Consider the following 15,789-nt stretch of genomic DNA (forward strand, 5'->3'; position numbering starts at 1 on the left):
CCGGGTGGTGAAATCCTTTAGCAAGAAATCCGGTTATTTCCCGCCTGCCGTCCGATCACTCGGCCCAGCCGGGCAGGGTGGCGCGGCCGCTGGACAAGGCGACGGCCTGGACCGGCTGGCGGGCGGAATCGATGCGGACGGGGAAGTGCGCGCCGGGTGCGGCATCGGCCATGGCGATGCCGTCGCGGGTGATGGAAAAGCCGTTCGAGCCTGCCTCGATCGTCACCGGATCGCCGCGTCGGATGACCGGCTCCTGCTTGATCGCGACCGCTGGCATGGCGGTGGCCGCCGGGGCGGCCTTGGGCACCGACAGGACGGGCACGAAGATGCGCCATTGCGGCGAGGCGCAGGCGATGACGACCGCATCGTGCATCTCGGTGCGCCAGGACAGGGCGACGGTCGGGCATTGCGCCAGCTTCAGCCGGGCATCGACGGCGGAACGGGCGCCGCCCTCCACCCCGATCGGGCGGCCGGTAAAGGCGGTGACGGCGGCGTCGAGCGCGCTGACATCCTGAAAACCGGCGGCGCCGGCGAGGAGCAGGGGCAAGATCATCGGGGTTTCCTTTGTGCTTCGCCGGAAAAGGCCAGGGTGACCAGCGCCCTGCGCTGGCCCGGGGCGGTGGCGGTGGAGAGGGTCAGGCGGTTCGCGGCGACCGGCCCGATCAGCGCGGCGGCGGCGCGCGCGCGATCGGCGGCGAGCACGACCGCGCTATGGGTCAGCGGATCGACATCGGCCGCACTGCCATCGGTCGCGGCGGTGACGGACAGGCGGACCCGCGGATCGGCCAGCGCCTCGCGCGCCCAGGGGACGAGCAACGGATCGGGATCGATCGGCTCGGCCGAACCGGGGGCGAAGCGCAGCGCGGCGGCGGCGACCGGCATGATCGACGGCGGCGCGGGGGGCGCCGCATGCTGTGCCGGGCCCATCGCACCGAACTCGGCACGTAAGGCGTCGACCAGGGCCGGGCGACGCTCCATCCCCATGGCCTGCACCAGCACCAGAAAGCCGACCAGCAACAGGGCCAGGTCGGCCAGCGTCACCAGCCAGAGCGGGCGCGCGGGGACGGTGGCGGGGAAGTCGAACTCGGTCATGCGACGGTCGCCAGCGGGCGGCGGGGCGGAGTCGGCGGGCTGATCGCGGCCGCCGGTGCCTCGCGCGCGGACAAAGCGGCGAGCGGCAATTCGATGCGCATCCGCTCGAACGCCTCGATCCGGGCGGCGCGGCGCAGGCGGGTGGCGATGGGCTGCGCGACCAGATTGGCGAACAGCGCGCCATATAAGGTGGCCAGCAGCGCGATCGCCATCGCGCCGCCGATCCGCTGCGGATCGTTCATCGTCGCAAACATCGCGGCCAGGCCGATCAGCGTGCCGACCATGCCCATGGCGGGCGCGGCCTCGGCGGCTCCTGCCCAGACATCGGCGACCGCCAGATGCCGCTCGACCCGCGCCAGCCGGGCATGGCGGGTGCAGGCGACGACCGCCTCGGGGCGCTCGCCATCGACGATCGCGGCGATCGCCTCGGCCAGGTCGGGATCGGTGATGACCGACCGGTCGAGCGTCAGCACGCCGTGCCGCCGGGCGATCCGGTCGAGATGGGTGATCTGTTCGAGCAATGGCTCGGCCGAATAGGGCGCGCGGACCAGCACGCGCAGCGCCCGGACGCTGCGGCCCGCATCGCGCCACGGCGTGCGCAGCAGCGTCGCAACCAGCGTTCCGCCGAGCACGATCGCCAGGGCGGCCGGATCGAAGAATTGGGAGAGGGGCGGCAAACCGTTCATGCGCCCGTGCTTTGCAAGGGGCGGGCCAATTCGGGCCAGCGGCATCCCAGGGGGCGGGGGCTCGTAGGTGGGGGCGGGGGGATTGCCGGTGCTTGCCGCCGGACCGGCAAAAAGGCGGCAAGGCGTTGCCGGAAAGCGGCCTTGCGCCCCTGCCGCTTCCGGCCTGTCCCCTTTGGTCGGGTCAATTGGCACGGGTGTTGCGTATCCCCGCTGGCGAAGAGCGTCTCGCCGGAAAGGAGGAATGACGATGGCCAATGAAACACTGTTCGGCGTGCACGGTGCCGCGCTGGAGGTCCGGGCACAGCGTATGGGTGTGCTGGCATCCAACATCGCCAACGCCTCCACCCCCGGCTTCAAGGCGCGCGACATCGATTTCAAGGCGGCGCTGGCCGCCGTCGAGGGCAGCCAGGATCAGGCGGGGAGCATCGGCGACGCGCTGAAGTACCGCGTGCCGCTCCAGACCTCGCTCGACGGCAACACGGTCGAACTCAACCAGGAACAGACCGCCTTCGCCGAGAATGCGGTCCAGTATCAGACGACGCTGTCGTTCCTGAACGGCCGCATCTCCACCATCACCCGTGCGCTGAAGGGCGAGTAAGCCATGGCCACCACCAACCCCATGTCCATCTTCCAGGTCGCCGGGCGCGCCATGTCGGCCCAGCTGATCCGGATGAACACCACCGCGTCCAACTTGGCCAATGCCGGGGGCGTCGCGGGGTCGGCCGATACCGCGTACAAGACGATGAAGCCGGTCTTCCGCACCAGCTTCGACGCCGCGACCGGCCTGTCCACCGTCGATGTCGAGAAGATCGTGACCGCGGGCGAGGACCCGACCAAGCGCCACGATCCGAACAACCCCTTGGCCGACAAGGACGGCAATATCTACGAAGCCGCCGTCGACGAGACCCGCGAACTGGTCGACATGATGGAGACGGCGCGCACCTATCAGAACAATGTCGAGGTGATGCAGACCGCCAAGTCGCTGATCCTCGATACCCTCAAGCTGGGCCGCTGATCATGACCACTTCGACCACCATGGACTCGACGCTGGACGCGATGGGCGTTCGTCGCTCCGGCGCGACCAGCGGCGCGGCGGCCGCGACCCCGGCCAAGAACCCGAACACGCTCGACCAGACGTCCTTCCTGAAGCTGCTGACCGCGCAGCTGCAGAACCAGGACCCGTTCTCGCCGATGGACAACACCCAGATGGTCGCCCAGATGGCGCAGTTCTCCAGCGTGGCGGGCATCTCCGAGATGAACACCACCCTGTCGGCGATGGCCGCCAAGATGAACGGCACGACCAAGGCCGACGCCATGAGCTATGTCGGCAAGACGGTGCTGACCCCCGGATCGGTCGCCTATGGCCGGACCAGCGGCGGCCTGGCCGGCGCGGTCGAGCTGGATCAGGCGGCCTCCAACGTGCTCGTCACCATCTCCGACGCCAAGGGCAATCCGCTGAAGACCATGTCGCTGGGCGCGCAGAAGGCGGGCACCACCAGCTTCGATTGGGACGGCAAGACCGACGACGGCGCGGAGGCGGGCAGCGGTCCGTTCACCGTCACGCTGAACGCCAATGACGGTGTTTCCGCCGTGTCGGGCCGTCCGCTGGTCTGGGCGCCCGTCCAGTCGGTGTCGATGCCCAGCTCGGGCAATCCCATCCTGACCGTGGCCGGGCTCGGCCAGGTCGACCTCTCCGCCGTCCGCTCGGTCGGCTGAACCCTTTCCCCATCAAGGTACTGAACCCATGTCCTTCTATACCTCGCTGAGCGGTCTCCAGGCTTCGCAGACCGACCTGTCCGTGATCTCGCACAACATCGCGAACGTCGGCACCAACGGCTTCAAGAAGAGCCATGCCCAGTTCGCCGACGTGATGGCGTCGAACTTCGCGACCGACCCGACCAAGCAGGTCGGCTCGGGCGTGGTGGTCAAGGCGAACCGCCAGGAGTTCAAGGAAGGCAATTACAACAATTCGGCCAATGCGCTGGACCTCGCCATTTCGGGTGACGGCTTCTTCGCGGTGCAGAATCCCGGCAAGGGCCCGCTGCAATATACCCGCAACGGCGCGTTCCAGGTCGATCAGCAGAATTACGTGACCGATTCCAGCGGCGGCCGCTTGCAGGTGCTGCCGGTCGACACCGACGGCAACGTCACCGCCACCGGCCTCGACGGCCTGGCCGCGTTGCAGCTGCCCGCGACCAGCGGCGAGCCGATCGCGACCAAGAAGGTGACGATGGACCTCAACCTGTCGAGCACCGCGGCGACGACGCCGATGGCGTTCAACCGGTCCAACCTCGCGACCTACAACAACACCACCATCACCAAGATCTACGACCCGTCGGGCAATGCCATGACGCTGACCAACTATTATGTCCGCAAGCCGTTGCCCGTCGATGCCAATGGCAATGCGATCCAGCCGACCGACGGCAGCAGCACCTGGCAGGTCTACAGCTTCGTCGACGACCAGCAGCTGAAGGTTCAGGGTTCCGCCGACCCGGTCGAGCTGACCTTCGACAAGAACGGCAACATGACCAAGCCGACCGCGCCGGTCACCTTCGACAATTTCACCTCGCACAGCTCGACCGTCTCGCAGCCGCTGACGCTGGACTATACCGGGACGTCGCAGGCGGGCTCGGTCTTCTCGGTCGCCTCGCGCACCCAGGACGGCAAGGCGATCGGTACGCTGACCGGCGTGTCGGTGGGATCGGACGGCCTGGTCGTTGCGTCCTTCTCGAACGGCGAGACCGCCAAGCTGGGCAAGGTGGCGCTGGCCTCGTTCGTCAACATGCCGGGCCTGCGCCAATCGGGCGACAGCTATTGGCAGGCGACCGGCCTGTCGGGCAACCCGAACATCGGCTCGGCGGGCGAGGGCACCTACGGCGCGATCAAGTCGAGCACGCTGGAAGGCTCCAACGTCGACATCACCGAGGAACTGGTCAACCTGATCGCGGCGCAGCGCGATTTCCAGGCGAACGCCAAGGCGCTCGATACCTCGAACCAGATCTCGCAGACGATCTTCAACCTGCGCAGCTGATCATAGGGGTCGGGGGGTAACAGGGAACCGCGATGGACAAGCTGGTCTACACGGCGGCGACGGGTCTGCGGGCGCATATGGCGGCGCAGACCGCGATCGCCAACAACATGGCGAACGCCTCGACGATCGGATTTCGCGCCGATCGCGTCGTGTTCGACCGCATCGACCTGAAGGGCGGCGGCGCGGCGTTCGAGGCGCGGATGCCGACCGCCGACGAGGTGACCGACGCCGATCGCGCGCCGGGCACGGTGCAGCAGACGGGCAACCCGCTCGACGTCGCGGTCGCCACCGGCACCGCGTGGCTGGCGGTGCAGGCTCCCGACGGGTCGGAGGCCTATACGAGGCGTGGCGACCTGGAGGTGACGGCGACCGGCGTGTTGCAGACCGGCGACGGCTATCCGGCGATCGGCCAGAACGGCCCGATCACCGTGCCGCCGTACAACTCGTTGACCATCGCGCCCGACGGCACCGTCTCGATCCTGCCGCTGGGCTCCGGTCCCGACGCCCAGCCCCAGGTGATCGACCGGCTGAAGCTGGCCGACACGCGCGGGTCGACCACGGTCAAGGGTCTGGACAATCTGCTGCGCGTGAAGGGCGGGGGCGCCCTGCCGCAGGACATGGACGCCACCGTCCAGTCCGGCGCGCTGGAAGGGTCCAACGTCAACATGACGCAGACGCTGGTCGACATGATCGAGAACCAGCGCAGTTACGAGGTGCAGGCCAACCTCATGAAAGAGGCCAAGTCGTTGGATGAGAACAGCGCATCGCTGATGCGTCTGCCGAGCTGAGGATTAGAGGTTTATGTCGTCCGCCGCCTTGCACGTCGCGCGCACCGGGCTCGATGCCCAGGATATGCGTATGCGGGTCATCTCGAACAACCTGGCCAACGTCAACACGACCGGGTTCAAGCGCGACCGCGCCGCCTTCGAGACGCTGGCCTATCAGGTCGTCACCGCGCCGGGCGCGGCCAGCTCGACCGAGAGCAAATATGCGACCGGCCTGAACGTCGGCACCGGTGTGCGGGTCCAGGGGACCGCGCGCATCAACACCCAGGGCGCGATGCAGACCACCAACAACAGCCTCGACCTGGCGATCGACGGCGACGGCTTCTTCCAGGTGCAGATGCCGGGCGGGACGCTGGGCTATACCCGCGCGGGCAATTTCTCGCGCTCGGCCGAGGGGCTGCTGGTCACGTCCGAGGGATATCAGGTGATGCCCGGCATCACCGTGCCGGAGGGGACGACCCAGATCACCATCGGCACCGACGGCACCGTGTCGGCGACGCTGGCCGGGCAGACCGCGCCCGCCCAGATCGGCCAGATCCAGATCGCCAGCTTCCCGAACTCGGCCGGGCTGCAGGCCAAGGGCGACAACTACCTGACCGAGACCGCCGCCTCGGGCGCCGCGAACATGGGTGTCGCCGGCCTTGAGGGGCGCGGCCAGATCCGCCAGGGCATGCTCGAAGGCTCGAACGTCAACGTCGTAGAGGAGCTGGTCGACATGATCGAAACGCAGCGCGCCTATGAGGTGAACTCGAAGATGATCAAGTCGACCGACGAAATGCTCCAGTACGCCAACCAGAATCTGTGATCATGACCTTCCGCTTTCCCACCCTTCGCTTCGGGTATTGGACCGAGCTGGCGCTGTCGGCGGCGGCGGGTACGCTGGTCGTCGCCGCGCTGGCGCCGATCCCGGCCCATGCCAGCCTGTTCGGCAAGAAGAAGCCCGTCGAGGACTTCACCACCGTGCGCCCCGCGCCTGTGCCGATGCAGCCGGTCGCCCAGCCCAATGGCGGCATCTTCCAGGTGTCGGACGGCTATGCCGCGCTCTACGAAGGCTGGCGCGCGCGCCGGGTCGGCGATCCGCTGACCATCATCCTGGTCGAGCGGACCGCCGCGTCCAAGTCGGCGGGCTCGAAGCTGGGCTCGAAGGGCGATCTGGGCCTGGCTCCGCCGGTCACCGGTCCGCTGGGATCGCTGCTCAAGTCGACCGATATCGGCATGAGCGGCAGCCGCAACTTCACCGGCCAGGGTGCCGCCGACCAGTCCAACTCGCTGTCGGGCGAGATCAGCGTGACCGTGGCGCAGGTGTTCCCCAACGGCACCATGTTGGTGCAGGGGCAGAAGCGCGTGACGCTGAACCGCGGCGACGAGTTCATCCAGATCAAGGGGCTGGTCCGCATGGCCGATGTCGGCATCGACAACCGCGTCGAATCGACCCGCGTCGCCGATGCGCAGATCGCCTATACCGGCAAGGGCGACGTCGCCCGCGCCAGCCGCCAGGGGTGGCTGAGCCGCTTCTTCTCGGCCGTCAGCCCGTTCTGAGGCATCAGAGACATGATCTTTCGCTTCCTCGCCGCGCTGTTCGCCACGATCCTGATCGCAGGGCCGGCCTCGGCCGACCGTATCAAGGACCTGGGCGGGTTCCAGGGCATCCGCACCAACCAGCTGACCGGTTACGGCGTCGTCGTCGGCCTGCCGGGCACGGGTGACGACAATCTGGAATATACCGTCCAGTCCTTGAAGGCGGTCGTCTCGCGTTTCGGGTTGCAGCTGCCGCCCAATGCCAATCCGGGCATGAAGAATGCCGCGGTGGTGATGGTCACGGCCGAGCTGCCGCCCTTCGCCAAGCCGGGGCAGAAGCTGGACATCACCGTCTCGTCGATGGGCAAGGCCAAGTCGCTTCGCGGCGGCGCGCTGATCCTGACGCCGCTTCAGGGCGCGGACGGCCAGATCTATGCGATGGCGCAGGGCAATCTGGCGGTCGGCGGTCTGGGCGCGGAAGGTGCGGACGGGTCGAAGATCGTCGTGAACGTCCCCTCGACCGGCCGCATTCCCGAAGGGGCGACCGTCGAACGTGCCGTCGCCACCGGGTTCGACACCGCGCCGACCCTGACCTTCAATCTGGCGCGCGCCGACTTCACCACCGCGCAGAACGTCGCCCAGGCGATCAACGCGCGCCTCGGGCTGGGCACGGCCCAGGCGATGGATGCCGTATCGGTCGCGGTCCGTGCGCCGATGGGCGCCGATGTCCGCGCCACGCTGATGTCGGAGATCGAGAATCTCGACGTCACCTCGGCCGAGCCACCCGCCAAGGTGATCGTCAATGCCCGCACCGGCACCGTCGTCATCAACTCGGCCGTGCGGGTCGGCCCGGCGGCGGTCACCCATGGCAAGCTGACCGTGAAGATCGACGAGAATCAGCGCGTCAGCCAGCCCGGTCCGCTCAGCGGGGGGCAGACCGCCATCACCCAGAAATCGGGTGTCTCGATCGAGGAGGAGAAGCGCCCGATGTTCATCGTCGCCCCCGGCCCCAAGCTGGCCGATGTGGTGAAGGCGGTGAACGCGATCGGCGCGGCCCCGTCCGACCTGGTCGCCATCCTCGAAGCGCTGAAGGAAGCCGGAGCCCTCAAGGCGGAGTTGATCATCCTGTGACGCAGAGCATCGCATCCACGCCCGCCATGGCCCCGATCACCGGGACCGTCTCCACCGATACCAAGCGGCTGTCGAACAGCGCCAATCTCGACAAGGCGGGCACCCAGTTCGAGGCGATCTTCAACGGCATGATGCTGAAGGCGATGCGCCAGACCAAGCTGGGCGACACGCTGTTCGAGTCGCAGGCGCTCGACACGTTTCGCGACATGCAGGACCAGCAGGTGGCCCAGACCATGGCCGAACATGCCCCGATGGGCATCGGCAAGGCGGTGACCGCATTCCTGGCCAAGTCGCAACCCAAAATTAACCAAGCACAACCTATCGCATAAACCATGAGCGACCTGCTTCACATCGGCGCCTCGGGCGTGCGGGCGTATCAGACCGCGTTGACGGCGGTTGGCGAGAATATCGCCAACACCGGCACCGACGGCTATTCGCGTCGCACGGTCACGCTGCGTGAAGTCGGCACCACGGGTGGGGCGACCAGCAACCGGCTGTCGCCCGGCGCCGGGGTCACGGTCGACGGCATCGCCCGCGCGACCGACACCTATCTGACGGCCGGTCTGCGCACCGCGACTTCGGACCTGGGGCGCAGTGAAGCGGGCTCCGTCTGGCTCAGCCGAATCCAGGACGTGATGACCGGCAACAAGGTGTCGGACCAGCTGACCGGTTTCTTCACCGCCGCGCGCAACATGGCATCGGACCCCACGTCCAGCGCGCTGCGCACCAACATGATCGAAGCCGCCACGTCGGCGGCTTTCGCGTTTACGGCGACCGACAAGGCGTTCGACGCAACCGAGGCGGATTTCGACGGCCAGGCGCGCGATGCGGCCCAGGGGCTGTCGTCGCTGGCCGTGTCGCTGTCGCGTGTAAACGACGGCCTGACCCGGACCCAGGCGGGCACCGCCACCTCGGCGCAGCTTGCCGACCAGCGCGACCAGATCCTGTCGCAGATGAGCGGCCTGTCCGACGTCAATGTGACGCTCGACGAGCTGGGACGCGCCACGGTGCGGATCGGCGACCGGGCAGGGCCGATTCTGGCCTCGCCGGATACGCTGGGTTCGGTCAGCTATAACCGGCTGACCGGTGGCGGGATCAGCTTCACCGTCGCCTCGCAGGGCAAGGTGTCCCAGGTGGTGCCGTCAGGCGGGACGCTGGGCGGACTGGTCGACGGGGCGGAGCGGATCTCGGCGATGCGCGACAGCTTCACCCAGGTCGCTCAGGACTTTGCGGCCACGATGAACACGCTCCAGTCCAAGGGCGAGGATGCCAGCGGCGCGACCGGGCGGCCGATGTTCACCATGGCGTCGAGCGGCGCGGCGATGACCGTCGCCCTGACCGATGCGTCGCAGATCGCGGCGGCGGGGAGCGGCAAGGGGCCGCGCAACACCGACAATCTCTCGGCGATCGAGGCGTCGCGCTACACGGGCCAGTTCGAAGGCCGGCTGACCGATATCGTCACCGAAAACGCCTCCAGCCTGAAGCAGCGGCAGACGATCGCCGACGCCCAGTCGTCGATTCGCGACGGGGCCAAGGCCGCGCTGGCCGGTGCGACCGGCGTCACGCTGGACAATGAGGCCGTGTCGCTGATGCGGTTTCAGCAAGCCTATTCCGCGTCGGGCCGCGTCATCCAGGTCGCGCGCGATATCTTCCAGTCCATCCTCGAAATCCGGTGACGGTGATGCAGATTTCCAACTCCACCTCCACCCTCTATGAGAGCACCACGAAGCGCATGGCGGCCCTGCAGGGCAAGGCCAATGAGCTGATGGTGCAGAACGCGACCGGCAAGCGGTTGATCAAGCCGTCCGACGATGCCGCCGCATCGGCGCAGATCGCGCAGCTAGACCGCGCCGATGCCGATTCGGCCGTCTACAAAGGCAATCTGAACCTCGCCAAATCGGTGCTGCAGCAGGTGGACACGACCCTGGGGTCGATCGGCGACCAGTTGAAGAACGCCGCCGAGATCGCGACCAAGGCGGCCAACGGCACGCTCAGCGACTATGACCGTTCGGTGCTGGGAGACCAGCTGATCGCGATCCGCGACCAGCTGGTCCAACTGGGCAATACCCGCGACATGCGCAACCAGCCGCTGTTCGGCACGGTCGACGGCACCGATGCGGTGCAGTTGAACAACGGTACGGCCACCTATGCCGATTCGCAGGTCTCGGCGGTCCCCATCGACCGCGACCAGACGGTCGAGGTGACGGTCAGCGCCAAACAGGTCTTTCAGTCGGGCAACAGCGACACCTTCACGGTGCTCAACAACCTGATCACCGGACTGAAGACGCCCGGCACGCCCGCCGCCACGTTGAGCAGTGCGATCGACCAGCTGAACGCCGCCAACAACAATGTCGCTACGGTCCAGGCATCGGTGGGCGCACGCGAAACCCGCGTCACCTTGCAGGAAAGCCTGATGCAGGGCGCTGCCACTGATCGCGCCACGCTGCGCTCCAGCGTCGAGGACGTCGATATCGCCAGCAACATCGCCCAGTTGCAGCAGACGATGACCGTGCTGCAGGCGACGCAGGCGAGCTTCAGCAAGCTGGCCGGGCTGTCGCTGTTCGATTATCTGAAATAATCGTCATCGGCGCGGACATCCTTTCCGGCGCGGTAACCCTATGGTGACCAAATCGCGGTAATCCAGACATCTGACGGCCCTTGTGTCGCTTCCTTCTGGAGAATCGGTCCACCATGTTTCCTGCCATCGGCCTTGTCATCCTGCTCGGCATGGTCTTCGGCGGCTTCGCCATTACTGGCGGCGCGCTGGGGCCTGTGTTCGAGGCGATTCCCCACGAAATGCTCATCATCGGCGGCGCGGCCGTCGGCGCGCTCGTCATCGGCAATAGCGGTGCCGAGTTGAAGGCGCTGGGCGGTGCCATGGGCAAGATCTTCAAGGGGCCCAAATACAAGAAGCAGGACTATCTCGACGTCATCTTCCTCGTCTCGAAGCTGATGAAGCTCCTGCGCACCGAAGGGCCGATCGCGCTGGAACCGCATGTCGAGGACCCCAAGTCCTCCTCCGTGTTCGCCGAATATCCGCGCCTCGTTGCCGACCATACGCTGGTCAACCTGATCGCCGACACGCTGCGCCTGGTCGTCGTCTCGTCCGGCACGCTCGACGTGCACGCGGTCGAGGAGGTCATGGACAACGCCATCAAGACCCACCACCACGAGGTGGAGGGGCCGCAGGGCACGCTGCAGAGCCTGGCCGACTCGCTGCCCGCGCTGGGTATCGTCGCCGCCGTGCTCGGCATCGTGAAGACCATGGGCTCGATCGACAAGCCGCCGAGCGTGCTGGGCGGCATGATCGGCTCGGCGCTGGTCGGCACCTTCATGGGCGTGCTGCTGGCTTACGGCATCGTCAATCCGTTCGCGGGACGTCTGAAGCAGGTGATCGACGCCGACGCCGCCATCTATCACGTCGTCAAGCAGATCATCATCGCCTCGCTCCACGGCCATCCGCAGCCGCTGGTCATCGAGGCGGCGCGTTCTGGCATCAAGCACAAGGATCAGCCCGGCTTTGCCGAGGTGTTCGACGGCCTGCGGGGACGCTAAGCCATGGCGCGCGCACCGCATGGCAAGAACGAGCCGCCCAAGATCGTCATCGTCAAGAAGATCATCGCCGATGGTCATGGCGGGCATCATGGCGGTGCGTGGAAGGTCGCCTATGCCGACTTCGTGACCGCGATGATGGCGTTCTTCCTGTTGCTCTGGCTGCTGGGCGCGACGACCGAGAAACAGCGCAAGGGCATTGCCGATTATTTCGCGCCGACCCTGCTCGACACCCGTTCGATGGGCGTCGGCGGCGGTGCGCTGAACGGCGGTCCGGGGGCGGGCGACAAGGCCAGCGGCGCGAGCGGCATCGTGCAGCTGATCGTGCCCAAGATGACGCCCGATGGCGGTGAAAAGGCGGGAACCGGCGACAAGGGCTCGCTGCGCAACCCCAATTCGGTCGCCGTGGATCGCAAGAAGTTCGCCGATCTGCAAAAGGCGCTCGAGAAGAAGATGAACATGACGCCGGAGCTCAAGCGCCTGGCCAAGCATATCCGCTTCATCCCGACCCAGGACGGCCTGCGCATCGATCTGGTCGACAATGCCGATTATTCGATGTTCGCCAGCGGCACGACCCAGCTGGAGCCCGAGGCGTCCGCGCTGATCGGCACCATCGCCCAGTCGATCGCGGGGCTGCCCAACACGATCATGATCCGCGGCCATACCGACAGCCTGGGCTATGGCGATCCGCGCGCGATGAACAACTGGATGCTGTCGTCCAGCCGCGCCGAGTCGACCCGCCGCCGCCTGGCCGCCGGGGGCATCCCCGAAGCACGCTTCGAACGGATCGAAGGCGTCGCCGACCGCGAACCGATCATCACCGACAACCCGTCCGACCCGCGCAACCGCCGCGTCGCGATCACCCTGCTCTATCGCAAGGGCAGCTTCGGGCAGTAAGCGCGCGCCCATCGTTCATCGATGGCGTTCCCGATGCGCGAAGGGCGCGGGCTTATCGGGCTGCGTCGCCCCGAAGGTGCCGGGCCAGTGCCGCCAGTGCGGCGTCATCGGCCCGCATGCCGCCGTGCGGCAAGGCGGCTGGCCAGCACCGACGTGATCCGGCCGGTCGAAAATACTGCCGCCCCCCAGATAAAGCGAAACCCGCCCGACGGGCCCTGCTCCGGGAGATGAGCGGGGTCGTCGGACGGGTCTCATGCGATCGGTCGATCGCGGTGACGCTTATTCGGCGTCGGCGGCGTCCGCCTTGCGCGACTTGCGGGCGGCCGGAGCGTTGGCGGTGTTGCGCGGACCGGGCTTGCGGCCGAGGCCGATCTTCTTGGCCATCGCGCGACGGCTTTCCGAATAGCTCTCGGCGACCATCGGATAATCCGGCTTCAGGCCGTAACGCTCACGATATTCTTCCGGCGTCAGGCCGTGGGTCGCGAGGTGGCGGCGCAGCGTCTTATAGGGCTTGCCGTCGATCATCGAGACGATGTGATCCTTCGAGGCCAGCGACTTACGAACCGACACGGCCGGAACATATTCGGTCGGCGTTTCGACATCGGCGGTCTGCGGCGCAGAACCCAGCAACGAAGACACGGTTTCGTGCATCTTATGCAGGAAAGCCGGAACCTCTTCCGACGAGGTGCGGGTATTGGGGTTGCCCAGCCACGCAATGGTCAATTCGGTTGCCAGTTCTACGGCATTCACATCGATAGGGTCGTCGGCCATGATACGCTCCTGTTAAAGATCGTTGTGACCTAACCGTCCATCGCGCGGCGTCAACCGTCGAATGTGGAAATCGACCAAAAAATGCCTGATCACTGATGGTTTTATTTAGAAAAGACGATCGGATAATTGGCATAAGTGAAGCAAGAACGATAAAAATAGCCGCTGGTGGGTTCAACCGGTCACCGCAACATGTCAGGTTTAGTGATGTTGAAGGAGGCGTCGGAATGGCACGCACGGGTCGTCCCGGCTTATCGCCAGAGCAGAAACGTGACCTCTGGTCTCGGTGGAAGGCTGGGCAATCCCTGAGCGATATTGGCCGAGCTCTCGGCAAGCATGCAGCCTCGGTGTTTGGCGTTTTGCAGGCTCATGGCGGGATAATGCCGGCGACGCGAAGGCGGGGCGTGCTTTGCCTTCGCCCAGAGGAACGGGAAGAGATATCTCGCGGACTGTTTGCAGGTTCGTCGTTCCGCCAGATAGCCAGGCAGCTCGGCCGGCCGCCTTCGACTATTAGCCGCGAAGTCGCTCGCAATGGAGGCCGCGAAGAGTACCGTGCCACGACCGCCGACGGCCGAGCATGGCAACAGGGCCTTCGGCCAAAGCCTTGCTTGCTCGCGGCCAATCCGCGCCTGCAGTCGACGGTCGCAGCGAAGCTGCAGGATCAATGGTCTCCGCAACAGATATCGGGATGGCTAAAGACCGAGCACGGCGATGATGGGATGATGCAAGTGTCGCATGAGACGATCTACAAAAGTCTGTTCATCCAAGCCCGTGGCGTATTGAAGCGTGAACTCATGGTGCATCTGCGCAGCCGCAGGATCATGCGACGCGGCAAGACATCTACGGCCAAGGGGCAACCACGCGGGCAGATCATCGATGCAATCTCGATCCGACAGCGTCCGGCAGACATCGATGACAGGGCCGTGCCCGGCCATTGGGAGGGGGATCTGATCTCAGGGCGCAGGAACAGCCACGTCGCAACATTGGTCGAGCGGCATTCTCGGTTCGTGATGCTGGTTCAGGTCGACGGCAAGGACAGCAATAGCGTCGTCAGTGCGCTGATCCGACAGGCTGAACGGCTACCCGAGGGAATGATGTCATCGCTGACATGGGATCGTGGCGCCGAGCTGGCCATGCACAAACGCTTCACCATGGCGACAGACGCTGACGTCTTCTTTTGCGATCCGCGGAGCCCTTGGCAGCGCGGTAGCAACGAAAATACGAACGGCTTACTGCGTCAATATCTTCCCAAGGGTTCGGACCTGTCGGGCTACACACAGTCTGATCTCGACGCGATCGCGCTCAAGCTCAATACGCGGCCTCGAAAAACACTTGGCTTCCGAACGCCTGGAGCTACCTTTGCCGAAGCCGTTGCGATGACCGGTTGAACCCACCCTCCGCTATTGTCGGACCGATCTGTCATTCATGGCGCCCATACGAATAGGGTCGCAGATGACGTCTTCGTCATAGACGGCCAAACTATCGGAACAGCGCGACGTCGGAATGCACAAAATCACCATGATTGCAAATTATGCAACTAAAATTGATGAGGTTGCATTTGTGTTAATCGCAAAGCTCGGCCAGAGAGAGCGGGCCTTTCAGGCATCCTCTCCTAAAAACTTTCACGGCTGGTCCTCGGACCAGCCTTTTTTTTGACTTGCTTCCGCCGCGTATCAGCCTAGGCTACCCCATCGCCGCGCACCAAAGATAAGACAAGCAGGAGTGGAAGCCGCCGGGAAACCGGCACCCGCGCGTCGGTGCCGGGGGTTGAGCGACATTTCGCTCCCCCCGTTCTTGCCAACGGCATGGTCGATCGGAAGCCCTGAGGCAGAGCGGTCCGACGCTACGCTACAAGCTCGCCGCGTGGGTTCAGCCCTTGTTGCCGGACGACGGCCGATGCAGAAACTGATCGAGCGCGGACAATGCCATGCCCGCAAAGGCGGCAATTTCCGGCATACCGGAGCGCGTCGTTCCCCCAGACTGCGGTCCTTGGGCGGCGTCGCCCGGTTGCGACCCCTGAGTGGCCTCGCCCTTTTGCGGATCATGGGGCGGAGCGGCGGCCGGTCCGTCGGTGGCCCGTCGCCCCGTCTCGCGGGCGATGGCCGAGGCCGCAACGATCAGGCCGGTGGCGAGCAACTGCCGCCCCGCCGGGCTGCGCGCCTGGTCGAGCAGGACCTGGCCGATCCGGTACAGGGATGACGAGCCGGAGGAAGCGGCCTGTTCGTCCTGCGCGGCCTTTTTCTGCTTCTTCTTATGCTTCTTCTTGCCCATGAGCGTCCCGGCTCCTTAAGTGTATTTCCAATATAATACACGTCGGGCGTGGTTCAAG

The 15,789-nt window shown here is 65.9% G+C and carries 19 protein-coding genes; 14 read left to right on the forward strand and 5 right to left on the reverse strand.

Features of this window, described 5'->3' with window-relative positions; genetic code table 11:
- Window positions 1-55: 55 nt before the first annotated feature.
- From SSA01S_RS06200 to SSA01S_RS06210, 3 genes are read right to left on the reverse strand one after another with little or no spacing between them, the layout of a single operon-like run.
- Window positions 56-553 carry a flagella basal body P-ring formation protein FlgA gene (locus tag SSA01S_RS06200; RefSeq protein WP_061779662.1) on the reverse strand — a complete coding sequence of 166 codons (498 nt, stop codon included), beginning with the start codon at window positions 551-553 and terminating at the stop codon, window positions 56-58.
- The gene (locus tag SSA01S_RS06205) at window positions 550-1,092 is read right to left on the reverse strand and encodes a hypothetical protein (RefSeq protein ID WP_061779663.1); all 543 of its coding nucleotides are present in this window, start codon (window positions 1,090-1,092) and stop codon (window positions 550-552) included. The genes SSA01S_RS06200 and SSA01S_RS06205 overlap by 4 nt, the downstream gene beginning before the upstream one ends.
- Window positions 1,089-1,778, reverse strand: coding sequence for a motility protein A (locus SSA01S_RS06210; RefSeq protein ID WP_061779664.1), 690 nt, complete (start codon window positions 1,776-1,778; stop codon window positions 1,089-1,091). Before SSA01S_RS06210 ends, SSA01S_RS06205 begins: the two co-directional genes overlap by 4 nt.
- Window positions 1,779-2,025: 247 nt before the next feature.
- Here SSA01S_RS06210 and SSA01S_RS06215 point away from each other — a divergent pair, with 247 nt between their 5' ends.
- The 13 genes from SSA01S_RS06215 to SSA01S_RS06275 all read left to right on the forward strand — a co-directional run bounded on the left by SSA01S_RS06215 (window position 2,026) and on the right by SSA01S_RS06275 (window position 12,692).
- Complete coding sequence (locus SSA01S_RS06215; protein WP_061779691.1) at window positions 2,026-2,376, forward strand: flagellar basal body rod protein FlgB; 351 nt, start codon at window positions 2,026-2,028, stop codon at window positions 2,374-2,376.
- 3 nt (window positions 2,377-2,379) lie between these two features.
- Complete coding sequence (gene flgC, locus SSA01S_RS06220; protein ID WP_058717172.1) at window positions 2,380-2,793, forward strand: flagellar basal body rod protein FlgC; 414 nt, start codon at window positions 2,380-2,382, stop codon at window positions 2,791-2,793.
- A gap of 2 nt (window positions 2,794-2,795) precedes the next feature.
- Window positions 2,796-3,494 carry a flagellar hook assembly protein FlgD gene (locus SSA01S_RS06225; protein WP_058732274.1) on the forward strand — a complete coding sequence of 233 codons (699 nt, stop codon included), beginning with the start codon at window positions 2,796-2,798 and terminating at the stop codon, window positions 3,492-3,494.
- A 28-nt stretch (window positions 3,495-3,522) separates the two neighbouring features.
- A complete protein-coding gene (locus tag SSA01S_RS06230) occupies window positions 3,523-4,809 on the forward strand; it encodes a flagellar hook protein FlgE (RefSeq protein ID WP_061779665.1) in 1,287 nt (428 codons plus the stop codon).
- Between the two features lie 32 nt (window positions 4,810-4,841).
- Window positions 4,842-5,597 (forward strand): flagellar basal body rod protein FlgF, encoded by a 756-nt coding sequence (locus SSA01S_RS06235; protein WP_058717175.1) that lies wholly within the window; start codon window positions 4,842-4,844, stop codon window positions 5,595-5,597.
- A gap of 13 nt (window positions 5,598-5,610) precedes the next feature.
- Window positions 5,611-6,399: a flagellar basal-body rod protein FlgG gene (flgG, locus tag SSA01S_RS06240; RefSeq protein ID WP_058717176.1), complete on the forward strand. Its 789-nt coding sequence runs from the start codon at window positions 5,611-5,613 to the stop codon at window positions 6,397-6,399.
- Window positions 6,400-6,401: 2 nt separating this feature from the next.
- The gene (locus SSA01S_RS06245) at window positions 6,402-7,133 is read left to right on the forward strand and encodes a flagellar basal body L-ring protein FlgH (RefSeq protein WP_082794960.1); all 732 of its coding nucleotides are present in this window, start codon (window positions 6,402-6,404) and stop codon (window positions 7,131-7,133) included.
- Between the two features lie 12 nt (window positions 7,134-7,145).
- A complete protein-coding gene (locus SSA01S_RS06250; protein WP_061779666.1) occupies window positions 7,146-8,243 on the forward strand; it encodes a flagellar basal body P-ring protein FlgI in 1,098 nt (365 codons plus the stop codon).
- Window positions 8,244-8,269: 26 nt separating this feature from the next.
- Complete coding sequence (locus tag SSA01S_RS06255) at window positions 8,270-8,572, forward strand: rod-binding protein (protein WP_153002895.1); 303 nt, start codon at window positions 8,270-8,272, stop codon at window positions 8,570-8,572.
- Window positions 8,573-8,575: 3 nt separating this feature from the next.
- Window positions 8,576-9,919 carry a flagellar hook-associated protein FlgK gene (gene flgK / locus SSA01S_RS06260; RefSeq protein WP_061779667.1) on the forward strand — a complete coding sequence of 448 codons (1,344 nt, stop codon included), beginning with the start codon at window positions 8,576-8,578 and terminating at the stop codon, window positions 9,917-9,919.
- A 5-nt stretch (window positions 9,920-9,924) separates the two neighbouring features.
- Entirely contained in the window at window positions 9,925-10,821 is an 897-nt protein-coding gene (locus tag SSA01S_RS06265) for a flagellin N-terminal helical domain-containing protein (RefSeq protein WP_061779692.1), read from the forward strand.
- A gap of 113 nt (window positions 10,822-10,934) precedes the next feature.
- Window positions 10,935-11,798: a flagellar motor stator protein MotA gene (gene motA, locus SSA01S_RS06270; protein WP_058717179.1), complete on the forward strand. Its 864-nt coding sequence runs from the start codon at window positions 10,935-10,937 to the stop codon at window positions 11,796-11,798.
- A 3-nt stretch (window positions 11,799-11,801) separates the two neighbouring features.
- On the forward strand, window positions 11,802-12,692 hold the full coding sequence (locus SSA01S_RS06275; protein WP_061779668.1) for a flagellar motor protein MotB: 891 nt from the start codon (window positions 11,802-11,804) through the stop codon (window positions 12,690-12,692).
- 279 nt (window positions 12,693-12,971) lie between these two features.
- Here the strand turns inward: SSA01S_RS06275 and SSA01S_RS06280 are convergent, their stop codons facing one another.
- Window positions 12,972-13,463, reverse strand: a complete 492-nt coding sequence (locus SSA01S_RS06280; RefSeq protein ID WP_058717181.1) for a Ros/MucR family transcriptional regulator — start codon at window positions 13,461-13,463, stop codon at window positions 12,972-12,974.
- Between the two features lie 224 nt (window positions 13,464-13,687).
- On the opposite strand from SSA01S_RS06280, the gene SSA01S_RS06285 reads away from it, so the two are divergent.
- The gene (locus tag SSA01S_RS06285; protein WP_061779669.1) at window positions 13,688-14,848 is read left to right on the forward strand and encodes an IS30 family transposase; all 1,161 of its coding nucleotides are present in this window, start codon (window positions 13,688-13,690) and stop codon (window positions 14,846-14,848) included.
- Between the two features lie 481 nt (window positions 14,849-15,329).
- Here the strand turns inward: SSA01S_RS06285 and SSA01S_RS06290 are convergent, their stop codons facing one another.
- The gene (locus tag SSA01S_RS06290) at window positions 15,330-15,731 is read right to left on the reverse strand and encodes a hypothetical protein (protein ID WP_061779670.1); all 402 of its coding nucleotides are present in this window, start codon (window positions 15,729-15,731) and stop codon (window positions 15,330-15,332) included.
- Window positions 15,732-15,789: the final 58 nt, after the last annotated feature.

The organism is Sphingomonas sanguinis NBRC 13937 (genome assembly GCF_001591005.1).
Taxonomy (GTDB): domain Bacteria; phylum Pseudomonadota; class Alphaproteobacteria; order Sphingomonadales; family Sphingomonadaceae; genus Sphingomonas; species Sphingomonas sanguinis.